General features: G+C 46.8%; 11 protein-coding genes. All 11 read right to left on the reverse strand.

Annotation, left to right across the window (positions count from 1 at the left end; genetic code table 11):
• Positions 1–121 precede the first annotated feature (121 nt).
• Positions 122–3,304 carry a flagellar hook-associated protein FlgK gene (gene flgK / locus H5336_RS03040; RefSeq protein ID WP_185231289.1) on the reverse strand — a complete coding sequence of 1,061 codons (3,183 nt, stop codon included), beginning with the start codon at positions 3,302–3,304 and terminating at the stop codon, positions 122–124.
• Positions 3,305–3,317: 13 nt separating this feature from the next.
• Positions 3,318–4,268 carry a flagellar assembly peptidoglycan hydrolase FlgJ gene (gene flgJ / locus H5336_RS03045; protein ID WP_185231290.1) on the reverse strand — a complete coding sequence of 317 codons (951 nt, stop codon included), beginning with the start codon at positions 4,266–4,268 and terminating at the stop codon, positions 3,318–3,320.
• The gene (locus H5336_RS03050; RefSeq protein WP_221627974.1) at positions 4,268–5,392 is read right to left on the reverse strand and encodes a flagellar basal body P-ring protein FlgI; all 1,125 of its coding nucleotides are present in this window, start codon (positions 5,390–5,392) and stop codon (positions 4,268–4,270) included. Before H5336_RS03050 ends, flgJ begins: the two co-directional genes overlap by 1 nt.
• On the reverse strand, positions 5,392–6,072 hold the full coding sequence (gene flgH, locus H5336_RS03055; protein WP_185231294.1) for a flagellar basal body L-ring protein FlgH: 681 nt from the start codon (positions 6,070–6,072) through the stop codon (positions 5,392–5,394). Before flgH ends, H5336_RS03050 begins: the two co-directional genes overlap by 1 nt.
• Before the next feature lie 254 nt (positions 6,073–6,326).
• Entirely contained in the window at positions 6,327–7,112 is a 786-nt protein-coding gene (gene flgG / locus H5336_RS03060; RefSeq protein WP_185231296.1) for a flagellar basal-body rod protein FlgG, read from the reverse strand.
• A gap of 11 nt (positions 7,113–7,123) precedes the next feature.
• A complete protein-coding gene (flgF, locus tag H5336_RS03065; protein WP_185231298.1) occupies positions 7,124–7,873 on the reverse strand; it encodes a flagellar basal-body rod protein FlgF in 750 nt (249 codons plus the stop codon).
• 340 nt (positions 7,874–8,213) lie between these two features.
• Complete coding sequence (locus H5336_RS03070; RefSeq protein ID WP_185231300.1) at positions 8,214–10,643, reverse strand: flagellar hook-basal body complex protein; 2,430 nt, start codon at positions 10,641–10,643, stop codon at positions 8,214–8,216.
• A gap of 77 nt (positions 10,644–10,720) precedes the next feature.
• Positions 10,721–11,440: a flagellar hook assembly protein FlgD gene (locus H5336_RS03075; RefSeq protein WP_185231302.1), complete on the reverse strand. Its 720-nt coding sequence runs from the start codon at positions 11,438–11,440 to the stop codon at positions 10,721–10,723.
• A 38-nt stretch (positions 11,441–11,478) separates the two neighbouring features.
• Positions 11,479–11,919 carry a flagellar basal body rod protein FlgC gene (flgC, locus tag H5336_RS03080; RefSeq protein WP_185231304.1) on the reverse strand — a complete coding sequence of 147 codons (441 nt, stop codon included), beginning with the start codon at positions 11,917–11,919 and terminating at the stop codon, positions 11,479–11,481.
• Positions 11,920–11,926: 7 nt separating this feature from the next.
• Positions 11,927–12,331, reverse strand: a complete 405-nt coding sequence (flgB, locus tag H5336_RS03085) for a flagellar basal body rod protein FlgB (RefSeq protein ID WP_185231306.1) — start codon at positions 12,329–12,331, stop codon at positions 11,927–11,929.
• Positions 12,332–12,736: 405 nt separating this feature from the next.
• Complete coding sequence (locus tag H5336_RS03090) at positions 12,737–13,612, reverse strand: CheR family methyltransferase (RefSeq protein WP_221627975.1); 876 nt, start codon at positions 13,610–13,612, stop codon at positions 12,737–12,739.
• Between the last annotated feature and the right edge of the window lies 1 nt (position 13,613).

Genomic DNA, 13,613 nt, shown 5'->3' on the forward strand with positions numbered 1-13,613 from the left:
CAAAACGCTTCAAAGCTTCTTCAAGCGCGAACTTTGGTCAATTCTAGGGGAAATTGCTGAAACCTATACGAATGGCGAGCGTCAATACAGCTTTTACCTTACCGCTTAGCCGAAAGGCCAATCAAAAAGCGTTAATAAGCCGATCAAATAAATCTCTAGCAACGGATATTACCTGTGTATTAGCGGCATACATTTGCTCGAAACGGATAAGATTTGCCGCCTCTTCGTCTAGGTTAACACCGGATATTGACGCGCGCATTTGCGTCGACTGATGCAAAACCTGCTCACTGGCGTCCACATTAATTTTTGCTGAAGCCGTATCAATACCGACAGTTTCCACCAAAGAACCGTAACTTTCTGTGTAGGTTGCCGTTCCACCGTCAACCGTTTTTTCGCTCGCCAGATTGGCCAATGCCAACGCGTTGCGATTATCAGAAGTTGCGTCCATATTAAAGTTGAAGGTAAAGGTATCTCCGGTGTCGGGTATGCCACTGATTTCCGCCTGGATACCATAATATTGGGGTTTGGCAAAATTGACTGCACCGGTATCGCCAAAGATCATACTGTTAGGTGGGAATGTTGACAGCTCAAGGCTATCAGCAAGCGTTACATCCAACTGCCCGCCAACAACCAGCGAGGTTGCAACACCATTACCCAATCCAGCAAGCGTAGCGTTAGGGTTCTTACCGTCGCTAAGATCCATCGACTCGCCTGCGGCTGCGGTTAACGATATCTGAAAATCATCACCCTCTGTTGAAAAAATACGAAATTCAGAGGCTCCAGTTATCTCATCCCGCGCGGGCAATGCATATATGCCAGCCGCTGTTAGAACCGGGTTTTGGCCAATACGCTCAGCTAAATAGTCATTAAACGCATCGGGATCTGCCATTGGGTCTGGAACATCAGCGGCTACCACCGGGTTACCTAATGCGTCTGTTTCATAACGAATAAGGTCCTGGCCGTTCACATTTATTTGTAACGGCGCGGCATTGCTAATTTGGAGATTTGTTAGCTCAACGTAGTTAAATGCATTAACTGAAACACCGGCGACATTATTCAACGCGCTCGCAATTTCTCTGACGCTGGCATTAAGGCCCGTATAAAGTGTTTCGGTAATCGCTGGTGCCCCCACAGTTGCACCGGGCCGAGAAATTGTAATTGCTTCAGCAGGGTAGCCATTACTTAAAAACCCTATACCACTAATGCCGTCTGCATTTCCGACTGAAGTAAAATTTGTACCCTCGACATCAAAACCGAGTAAATTATTCGCTTGCCCCGCAGGCGCGATATCAGCATTACCGTCCGGATCAGCGTTATAATTTTGTACACTTATATCACCATAACCCGATGAATTCAGTCTAAAGCCCACTGTACCGTTATCGCTTATCATCGCACGCACATCAGTGCCAGAAAGTTGCGCGTTTATTTCCGCAAGGAGTACATTATTATCAACAATAGCGGGGCCGGATATCGCCACCGAATAAGTCCCGTCGCTGACGGCATTAAGCGTACCGCTAATCACAATATCAAACGAAAACTGATCCGCTGTGGAACTAAAATCTGCAACGGTATAATCCGGAACATTGGCAGCCGGTGGGCCCAGTAGAATAGCGGCTTGGGATACTATTGCCCGGCCCTCCGGTAAGCCCGTCATATCACCAAGTGAAGACACCTGGGTTGCACCAGGGTCTGTGCCGAATAGCTTATTACTGATACCGACAACAAAACGTTGATCACGCATCGGCGGGTCCAGCTGTACTGGATTGCCGGGGTCCGAATTATCGAGAATGTCGTAACTGGTTGGCGAGGTGAATATTGCAATTAATGGAGGATTCATCTCCCCAGCGCTGGCTAGCAGCGGCAATGGGTTTCCGCCCGCTCCAACCAGTGATAGCACCTCCCCGGGGGATATAACGCCGGAACCGCTATTTCCGATACTTGTGTCCGTCAAAACAGGGCTAGCAAACGCAATACTTTGCGCATTAACCAATGCCGAACTAAAGTCTCTACCGCCGGTTCTTACCGGTTGCAGTGTGAAATTGTCGCCACCTTGAAACGTGCCGCCTTCAAATACTAATTCTAGCCCATCAAAACTTACGCTAAAAGGGTAGGAACCAGGTAGTAACCCCGTTGCGACTTCGGCGCCGTCCGCATCGCGCGTGACACGAAACAGGCCTCCGGATTCTACGCTTACTTGATAATCACTGTCGGTTATCTGGGTACCGTCTGCTATATCGAGGCGCAATTGCCGGTCGCTTGGCTCCGCGTTATTGGCGTTGCCTATCACCCGTACGGCAGAAAGTCTTGAATCGTTTATATCGTAAAAAAACCGACCTCCAAATTCATTTTCGAGGGTAACACCCTGCTGATGTACTTTATTGAACGTGTCTGCCATCGTTACGGCAATTCGGCCAAACTCGTTATACACCTTGCTCATCGTTTCATCGCGAAAGCGAAGTAATCCGCCAATTTCACCACCACTTATTAAGTTGGTAATGACCTGGCCAGCCGAATCACCTTCGAAAACAACATCAAGGCTCGCAATATTTTCCGCGCTCGGCCGTAAACTAAGTTGTCGAACTTCTGATCCAACCACCAGGTTTTGGCCGCTTCCAACAACGACATTGACTTGCCCAGCACCTTGCTCATAGGTTTGAATGGATACCAGTTCAGACAAACCTCGTAAAGCTTCATCACGTTGGTCTAGTAAATCATTAGGTTCGGCGCCATTACCTATGCCATACGCATCCGATATTTTGAGATTTAGCTCGGCGATATTGCGTACCAGAGCGTTAACCTGCTCTACCGACGAGACAAGGTTTTCGTCAACGTTTCGATCAAGGGTTTGGAACCGACTATAGATAGTATTAAAGCGATCAGCCAGATTCTCTGCTTCGCTGATAATGAGTTGGCGTGCTGGAATAGATGTCGGGTCATCCAAACCATTTTGCATAGACGCAAAAAATGATTCCAGACCGGCCGCTAACCCTGTAGAGGTATCCGACAACAAGTTATCTAACTGACTTACATTGGTATGAAATACATCTAAGTCCTGATACAGGCTGGTATCAGTACGCAGCTGCTCGGTAACAAATCCGTTAACAATACGTTCAATGGATTGAACGTTTGCACCATTACCCACGTAACTGTTCCCATCCAGTGTCGCGGGGTTCGTTTGAATATTAACCCGCTGACGACTGTAGCCATCGACACCTGCATTAGAGATGTTATGGCCTATGGTGCTGAGGGCCGTCTGTGTAGTGCGAATACCACTAACGCTAATACCGAGTAAATCTGAAGACATAGCTTTCTCTCCCTCAGGTATCCGTTGTGGTTAAGTGACCAAAATCGTCGAGCAAACGATCGTGTACCGATAATACTTTTTCGGCGTACTTCGGGTCTGTTGCGTAGCCCGCCTTGTGCAACTCGCGGATATAACGTCCAGCGTCATCTACCGATTGCATGGCTTCTTGGTAACGTGGGTTAGTGCGAACAAAATTAACGTAGTCCTCAACACTTTGCTCTATAGAATCGTACACGCGAAAACTGGATTGCTGAGGCGTAAATGTACCGCCAGTATATTCTACCGCAGACACGCTCACACGCTTACCCTGCCATTCTCCACCAGCCTTAATATTGAATAAATTGAAGCTACTTTTTCCGTCTTCATTGGCGAGAATAAATTTACCCCAGCCTGTTTCTAATGCCGCCTGAGCCGTTAGCACACTGGAATCAACACCTAGCTTTTTTGCCGCCTTCTGTACCGCAGGCATTACTTTTTCTATGAAATCACTTGGCGAACCGGAAAGCGGCTGGTATTTATCCTTTTTCGATACGTCTATTTTCGGTACGTCTAATTTCGATACGTCTTTTATTTCAGTCGCTGATAATGGCAAAATCTCGCCCTTTTGTGGTGACGTAATATTGGCCCCGCTCATTTGTCGATAAAACGAATCCGCAATACCCACCCCCCCCTGACGACCGTGGGATAACGTTAACGTTAGTTGTTGATCATGCATATCGCGGTAAAATTTTACATCGCCACTGTTGAACATGCTGTCTTCTTCAAATACAGCATTGGCATCTCGCATGCTTTTAAGCATCATGCTCAAAAACATCGATTCAAACTGCTGGGCAATTTGACGTAAGGCAGCGTCTTTATCATCTGAAGTTTTAATATTCTGCAGACTATTTAAATCGGTATAAACGTCAGCTGCCTGTATATGTTGTTGCGCACTGAGCATTTGAGAAGACGCAAGACCATCCATTAGATCACCATAATCTCGGCTTTTAGTGCGCCGGCCTGTTTAAGTGCTTCCAGAATAGCCATTAGATCACCGGGGGCTGCGCCCACCTCATTTACCGCACGCACTATATCGTTAAGCGTTGGCCCAGGGCTAAACTCAAACATAGGCCCAGACTCTTCCGTAACCTCCACGGTGCTGTCTGGCACAACAACCGTGTCGCCTTGTCCAAATGAATTCGGCTGGCTAACTTGCACATCTTCCCTCACGGTAACTGTAAGGGAGCCATGAGTAACGGCCACCGGCGATACCCGAACATGCTGGCCAACAACAATAGTGCCCGTTCGAGAATTAATGATAATTTTTGCTGCCGATTCACCTGGCTTAACTTGTACATTTTCTAACAGTGAGAGATAGTCCACTCGTTGAGCCGGATTTTGTGGTGCCTGTACCGCTATCGATGTTGCATCCATTGGTAGCGCAACATTTGGGCCCAGCAAATCGTTAATGCTATCGGCTAAACGTTTAGCCGTTGTAAAATCGGGTGTATGTAAATTAAATATTATTTTCCCATTGCCTCCAAACTGAGTAGCCACTTTACGCTCTACCATCGCGCCACTGGGTATACGCCCCACGCTGGGAATGTTTACCGTTACGCTGGACCCATCTCGCCCATCAATACCAAAGCCCCCAACAATTAAATTACCCTGTGCAACAGCATATACTTTGCCGTCCAGCCCTTTCAAAGGTGTGATCAATAAGGCTCCGCCACGTAAGCTTTTGGCGTTAGCGATGGACGATATGGTCACATCAATAGTTTGTCCTGGCTTGGCAAAAGGCGGCAACTCTGCATGTACGGCAACCGCTGCAACATTTTTAAGTTGAAATTTTGCATCGGCTGGAATCGTAATACCAAACTGACTGAGCATGGTCATAAATGACTGAGTGGTAAAAGGAGTAGAATTGGTTTGATCACCAGATCCATCCAAGCCCACGACCAAACCATAACCCACTAACTGGTTGGTTCGCACACCAGAAACAGACGTTAAATCCTTAATCCGCTCAGCTATAACCTGCGGAGTAGATAAACATAACGAAAATAAAATCGCCAATACGCCCAGATTCTTTTCCCAGCGATTATTTTTCATCAGAATGGCCATTTTGGACTATTAAAGAATTTACCCAACCAACCCATCTGCTGCGAATCTGAAAACTCACCTGTTCCCGAATACGCTATTCTAGCATTAGCAATTTTTGTCGATACGATGGTGTTTTCTGGACTGATATCGTCTGGCCTAATTAAACCACTTAACCTAATATACTCGTCGCCACGATTTAAGGTCAGCCACTTTTCACCCCGAACTAGTAGCGTTCCATTGGGGTATACATCTACCACCGTCACCGAAATATTACCGGTTAACTGGTTACTTTGGTCGGCATCCGCCTCACCTGTAAATTCGCGCTCAGCAACTAGGTCGCTGGTTAACGTCAAGTTACCTAAACCTGGAATTGTACCGAGTAGCACCGCATCGCCCCCGGACCCTCCCATAGATATTTCATTATCTTTCACCACTTCAACATTTGACGTTTTACTGGAGGTGGTGCGCTCCTGTAAGAGCACGTTTATAATGTCACCTACCCGCCGGGCTTTACGATCGGTGAATAGCACCATAGATGAATTATCGGAAAACAGAGAACCATTTAAGGGTGGTGTGGGAGCATCGTTCAATTGCATCACCGGTGCATAATAGGGGTCGTCAGGCAGCGGGGGTTCGCTTACGCAACCCAACAAAGTAACAACGAGCACTGCAATAATCAGCTTAGTCATACCAAAACTCTATATACGAGCCTCTATTGTGTTACTTTCCCCACGCACAACACATGGGGGCCATAGAATTAGTTCTTCCTTGAGTAAATTCCATTTCAATGTTTCCGCACTCCTGCGAAACTATTCCTTTCCCCAACTTCCCCAGCTCCTGCGTTAATATTTTGACTAAAAAAAATATTTCAAATAATTTCACAACTCAAGTTCTTGTTTAGCCACTTAACCTACTTTTATTAGGCCAGTAAATTTCTGCGTTATTACAGGTTCTGCGTAACAAACTGCAGCATTTGATCAGCCGTCGATACTATTTTCGAATTCATTTCATAGGCACGCTGAGTGGTAATCATATTTACCATTTCTTCAACAATATCTACATTGGAATTTTCCAGCATGCCCTGCTTTACTTGGCCTAAGCCATTTTCACCCGGCGTGCCGGTAAGCGGGTCTCCGCTGGCCGCTGTTTCTAAAAACAAATTACCGCCAATAGCCTGTAACCCTGCTGGATTGACAAAATCCACCGTTTGGATATTACCTAACACCTGCGGGTCTGGTGTTCCGGGTATAAACGCGCTCACAATCCCATCGGTACCCACGGTAAGTCGATCTGCATTCGGTGGCACGGTAATAGCCGGCTGTAGTAACAAACCACTGGCATCCACAATTTCACCTTCTGCGCTTAAGTGCAGCTGGCCAGCTCGGGTGTAGCCTATATCACCATCCGGTTGCAGAATTTGGAAAAAACCACGACCGTCTATCGCCATGTCCAATGGCTGACCGGTAATTTGTAAGCTACCGGCCGTAAATTGTTTTTGAGTACCGACAACACGCACACCGGTACCTAACTGCAGGCCGGAAGGCAGTTGCGTTTCCTCGGTATTTTGTGCACCAGGTTGCCGCTGTATCTGGTAGAGTAAATCTTCAAATACTGCCCTATCGCGCTTATAACCAACGGTAGACGTATTGGCCAGGTTGTTGGCGATTGTTGTTAGCTGTATGTCCTGTGCAGCCAAACCTGTTTTACTGACATAGAGTGCTGAGTGCATATCACACCTCGTTAACCACTAACCCGCAACAGACTTGCTGAGGTTTCGGAATTTTCTTTAACATTTTTCATGATTTTCACCTGCATCTCGTATTGACGAGCGAGGCTAAGAACACTGGTGAGTTCGTTAACAGCGTTAACATTACTGCCTTCTACAAATCCGGAGATTAAACGTACTGCGCCATCCGCGGGAACATCTTGCTCAGGATTAAATGCGCGTAGCAAGCCGTCCGACCCGCGTTTTACCGTATCGAGTGGAGGGTTCACAAGGCGAATTCGATCCACAACAACCGGTGCATCTACACCCTGCCCTAAAGGAATAACCGTAATCGAGCCATCAACAGCGAGTTCAATTTTTTCCGCTGCGGGAATTGCCACCGGGCCTCCGTTACCCAGTACCGGCAAGTTATTGCCGGTTCTTAAAATACCCACACTGTCTACATAAAGAGACCCTGCACGAGTATATGCTTCGCTGCCATCTGGGCTCTGTACCGCAATAAATCCTTCGCCCTTAATGGCTACATCTAATTCTCGACCGGTATCGATTAGCGCGCCTTGACTAAAATCCGTCGCCGGGCTTTCTGCCAATGCATAGGCCCTTGTGGGCTGTCCGTCACCGTAGTACACGGGCATACTACGGGCTTGCGCAAAGTCGGCTTTGAATCCAGTTGTGTTGATATTGGCCAAATTATTGGCGTGCGCCGTTTGCGCGCGCATATTGTGTTTTGCGCCTGTCATGGCCACATAAAGTGCTTTATCCATGGGATATTGCTCTTAATTAGAAATAGTTTCGTAAAAATAGTAAGGAGTAAAAACGGTGGAATCTCGTCACTTTTTACGCTTCATTATGAAAAGAGCAATAAGAATGCCAGAAAATTAAAATGCACTAAAAGCATTTAGCTCATCTATGATAATTAGCTATTTTGGAGAGGGATAACCGAATTTTGCCCTAACCAGCTGTTCCACACACGTTTAACCGCGTAAAAAACACCATTGAGCAATTGCTGAATTTCCAGATTCAGAAAGCTTGGATAACAAGCATTCCTGAATGCTGGAGACTTACGGAGTGAAGGGTTCCAACAGCCAGTAAAAATAGCAAACCTTATCGCAAATTAATAATGGTTTGCGTTACCTGATCCGCCGTTTCAATAGTTTTAGCACTGGCCTGGAAGTTACGCTGGGCGATAATCAAGTTGACTAACTGTGCACTTAAATCCACATTTGATTCTTCCAATGCGCCAGATTGGATGGCGCCTAGCGCGGCACTTTGAGGTGTCCCCACATTCGGTGGCCCAGATTCAAAATTTTCTGCCCACATTGTACTTCCCACCGGCTGCAATCCCTGCTGATTGGTAAAGTCGGCAAGTGCGATTTGTGCAAGCGCCTGAGATTCTCCGTTGGTGTAACGGGCAAATATAATTCCGCTTTCATCAATACTCAAACCTGATAGGCGTCCGGTTGCATAGCCATCCTGGTCGACGTCATTCACCGAAAATTCGGAGCCAAACTGGGTCGTCCCCATTAGGTCAATCACAAAATTGGAAGAAGTCGGTGGCTCCGGTATTGCGGTTGTGCCACCAGCCAACACATTTATTGGCCCCATTGCCCCCGTTTGATTACCATCGTCATCCATCACAACCCAATTCGAAATCAACATATCGTCGGTTAATGTCTGGTTTAGTGAGCCGTCCTCGTTAAAATGCACGTTAAACATCGCTTCCGTAGGTTGCGTATTCCCCGGTGGCGGTAGCGCTGTATTTGGATCACCCACATCACTACCATCTATTTGAACATACATAGCCCAATGGTTTTGCGATGTGGTTAAATCGGTTGGATTGTATTCCTGTTTGACAAAAAACTGGGTCATCACGTGAGAGACACCTAGGCTGTCATAAATGCTCATGGATGTTGCGCTGTTATAGGTGGACTGATCAATTGGGTCGAACGCATTGAGTACAACGGGCGTAAATTCCGAATCCGATAGCGGTTGAAATAGGCCACCCGCAACCGGCACTGCATTTTCAATGGAATAGCCTTGGTCCAATACCATATTGATATTGCCACCCACCACGATTGAATTCAAAGTAGAATCAAAATTTCCTGCGCCAACGGGCGGTATCTGCAGGGTCTGTGACGGTGATCCCATGTCCCCTTGTATGGTAAGCGAATCTCCACCATCAATACTCTCGATATTGACCCGAACATCATCACCAACCGCTGATGTTAGTACCAGTGCTGTACCGGTAGCATTCAACTCGGCCGAAACACCCGGTAACGTAGAATTCGTTAGGCCGTTAACCTCCGCCTCCATCAGCGCCAGCGAGTCACTTACCAATTGAACATTGTTAATGGTCACGGTCATATTGCCGGCCGAACTATTAAAATTCGACAAGCTAGTAACGGTTTCAGCGGTCGCTGATATCCCAGGTAAGGCGTTTAATTTTGACGCGGTATCGGCAGCTGTTCCCCCCGCAAGACTAACAAAAGGCACGGTTTCACCATCCGGCCCGACGATATCAATACTTTGCTGTGGATACCCATTAGAAACCGCCGCTATTCCGCCTAAAGAAGGCGGCGCCGGATCAAGCCCCAACTGATTCACATTCCCTACTTGGTTAAGGATTTGAACCTGTGAATTTTCGCCCTCATGCGGAGATGTAAACTCGATACCGAAAACACCCGCACCGTAATCAATAGCTTCGGCGACTACATCAATGGGTGTCTGCGGAGCTAAAGGAGAAGAGATTTGCGAATTGATCACACCTGTCAACGTTCTCAGATCGTTGAAACTGGCTATTGTCGCAGGTACGCCCGCACCAGTATTAAGGCTTATACTCACGACACCGTTATTGCCTACAGTCGAGCCTGAAAACTGAATATCAAAATCTACAGGCTGCGTTGAAAAATCATTGGCCAAAGGTAAAGCAATATTATTCCCGGTAAGTGTTGTTGTAGTTGCCGATCGCAACCCCACTTGTGTGACGCCAATGGCCAAACCTTCGGTAACAAATTCATTCCCTGTCGTTTGTAAAACCGGCTCTGTCGAGTCGAGATTGAGTATCGAATCCACCCCGGTGGTTTGCCGAGGATTCAAGTTAGCCGTCTGAATTTGAATATCACCGGTGATGCCACCAATATTCCCCGCACTGTCCGCCTGAAAACCCTGCAGGCGCGCATCGGTATTATTGATGATGTAACCCTCATCATTTACACCAAACATACCGGCACGGGAATATAAGAGTTCTCCGTTATCGCTTAACTGGAAAAAGCCATTACCGTTAATTGCAAGATCCAGTTCGTTCTCGGTAAACGACACATTACCTTGGGAAAAAGTTTGGGCCACGTCCTGTACCTGCACTCCACTGCCGATAGCATTGGAGCCAGCACCCAGTACCGATGTAGCATAGACATCACCAAATTCCGCACGCGAGGATTTAAACCCCGTGGTGGAAGCATTTGCAATATTGTTTCCGGTAACGGTTAAATCCGTTGAAGCGGCACGAATGCCGCTGAGGGCGGTATCGAAAGGCATAACACTCTCCTGCTATTTACTGACTTCTGTATTGGCCAAATTATCGATCAATACGCGCTGCGGCAAAAATTTGCCGCCTATTCGTTAAACTGTTTCACATCGGTAAGCTCTACAGCCCCTACTCCAGCCAAGTTCAATACAAGTCCACCGTTGCTGGCAACGGTTACACTGTTAACATTGGCACTGAGAGCAGTAGCTAGCTGCACACTTTCACCGTCGGCATTGGTCGTAACTTTAAATTGATACACACCAGGCGCAACACCCTCTTCATGGCTACTTTGCCAATCCAGCAGTTCGCCATTTACCTCTGCGTTCATACCATCCCAGCGCATCACTAGCTCGCCAGGAGGTTGAATACCCAACGATATTTGATCAATCAAGGCACCGGATTCACTGAAAATATCGACACTGATATCACTGGAACTTGCCGGCACATCAACACTCGCCGTAACCACATCACCGGTTTCCAGTCGAGTACGATCCGTTGGCACGGTAACCGAGCGACCAACAAGCGTAGAAGCCTGTAGCGCTTGGTTGGCCATAAAATTATTGGTGAAAGAATCAAAATTATTGTTTAGCTTGTCCAAACTTTCCACCGAGCTAAATTGAGCCAGCTGAGCAATAAATTCAGTATTTTCTTGTGGGCTCAGCGGGTCTTGATGTTCCAGTTGGGTAATCATAAGTTCCAGAAAAGCGCTCTGCCCCAATTCATTCGACTTGGGATCATCTTTGGTTTTGTCGTCGATTGAGAATTCGCTGAATAAGCTGCTATTCGCAATACTGTTAACTTCATTCATGTACTTACCCTCTGCGGCACCCTACGCTTACTGTGACTCTATTGCCCCAATGTAAGGACACGTTGAACCATTTGTTTGGCTGCATTCATGACCTCTACATTCACCTGAAATGAGCGTGACGCGGAAATCATATTAGTCATTTCCTCAACGATATTAACGTTAGGGTAATAAACATAACCCTCTTCGTTGGAGTTTGGGTTGTGAGGCTCGTACCGAGGCTGTAAAGGTGCATTACTCTCAACAATACCTTGAACCTGTACTCCAATCGAATCGGGGTTTTGCTGCTGTAGGCCGCCTTGTTGCCCAGCCAATACTGATGCCTGTACAGCCGAAAATACCGGATGTCTGCCACGGTAAACCTGATCAATACTGGAACTGGCGGTTTCAGCGTTTGCGATATTACTCGCCGTTGTATTCAGCCGAACGCTCTGCGCGTTCATGCCCGATCCAGCCACATTAAATATATTCGATAAACTCATAATTCAGTTACTCGCCTCTTATGGCCTTCGTCAGCCCCTTGAACTTACTACTCAAAAAAGTAAACGACGCCTGAAACTCTAAGTTGTTCTTCATGAACTCGGCGTGCTCAACCTGCTCCTCTACCGTATTGCCATCAATACTGGGCTGGTTTGGCGTTCGATATAATGTCTCGGTGTAACCCACGCCCGCACGGTTAAAGCTGATATGCCGGGAACGGGTAGCACTCATGGATAAATCAGCCGACTGATTACTCCGCCGTGCTGTTAATGCCTGCTGAAAATTGATATCTCTGGATTTGTACCCAGGGGTATCGGTATTGGCGAGGTTACTAGCCAGCACACCGGCACGCTGTGCGCGTAGTTGCAATGCTGATTCATGTACGCCGAGGGCTTTATCAAACGAAATTGCCATGCTGCTATTGTGTCCGTTGTAATCTGCTGTGAATCTTACTTAATGGACAATTTGCAATGGCTATGCCAAAGATACCGAAAGCCGCTATGTCGTTGAAATTATTGATTTTTATTTTTATGCGAAGTAAATATGGCGTTTAAGAGCGGCAATGTTTTTCCTTTGCCCGTCTTTGTTGGCCGGCTTATTCTTTGTTTAGGGCACCTGTACTCTCTCCGTACACCTAAGCGGTCTTGGCTTTCCGATTGCCACCACTCAAGCCGATAAACACCGTGAAGCCACAGAAGCCAGGAAAAGTAAAGTGAGATAGAACGAAAAAACTCAACATCACAAAATAAAGATAAAAAGGGAAAGGAAAACAACGCAGTATGGTTTAGAAGGGAACCTATATTACCTCTGCCTGTAACTCTACTTGGCTCGGTATACAACACCAGGGTTGCAATGCACCATGTCAAACAGCTCTGAAGCACCCGCTAGGCTTTCTGAAGAACCCAAAAACAAATACCCCCCGGGTCGCATCGTACCGCGTATACGCTTAAGAATATCGCACTTAAGATCGGCAGAGAAATAAATAAGTACATTACGGCAAAACACCACATCAAACTTCCCAAGTAACAAATAAGATTCCTGTAAGTTCAAAGGTTTAAACGTAACGCGCTGACGTATATTAGGTTTTACCCGCCAATAATCAGGATGCGGGCGCTCAAAGAAATTGCGCAAACGCTCTTCAGACAACCCGCGCGCAATAGAAAGACGATCATATTCTCCCTGTTTAGCGCTATCGAGAATCTGACTAGAGAGGTCGGTCGCGATGATCTCCAAAGGCAGGCTACTGACACCCAGCTTCGACCGTAAAAATTCTTCCACTACAATACTGAGAGAATAAGGTTCCTGACCAGAAGAACAGGCCGCCGACCAGATACGTATACGGCTATCTTTGCTTTTATCGGCCAGATCTGGCAACAACATTTTACGGAAATGTTCATACGGGTAATTGTCACGAAACCAAAATGTTTCGTTGGTAGTCATGGCATCTATGACTTTTTGACGCACGGCCCGGTTGGAATCGCTTTTGATAAGTCGCGTGAGTTCAGCGAGCGAACTACATTCGTAATCGATTAATATACGTCTTATGCGGGTGGCCACCAAATATTGTTTATTATGGCCTAAATCTATACCCGCAATATTTTGCAGATAATCACGAAACTCCTGGAATTCCGTATTCCCCAGCTGAATTCGCCCCTGTATTTGGCTGACGGTATTCTTACCGGCATTTACGCTCATA

The sequence above is a fragment of the Teredinibacter franksiae genome, from assembly GCF_014218805.1.
GTDB lineage: Bacteria > Pseudomonadota > Gammaproteobacteria > Pseudomonadales > Cellvibrionaceae > Teredinibacter > Teredinibacter franksiae.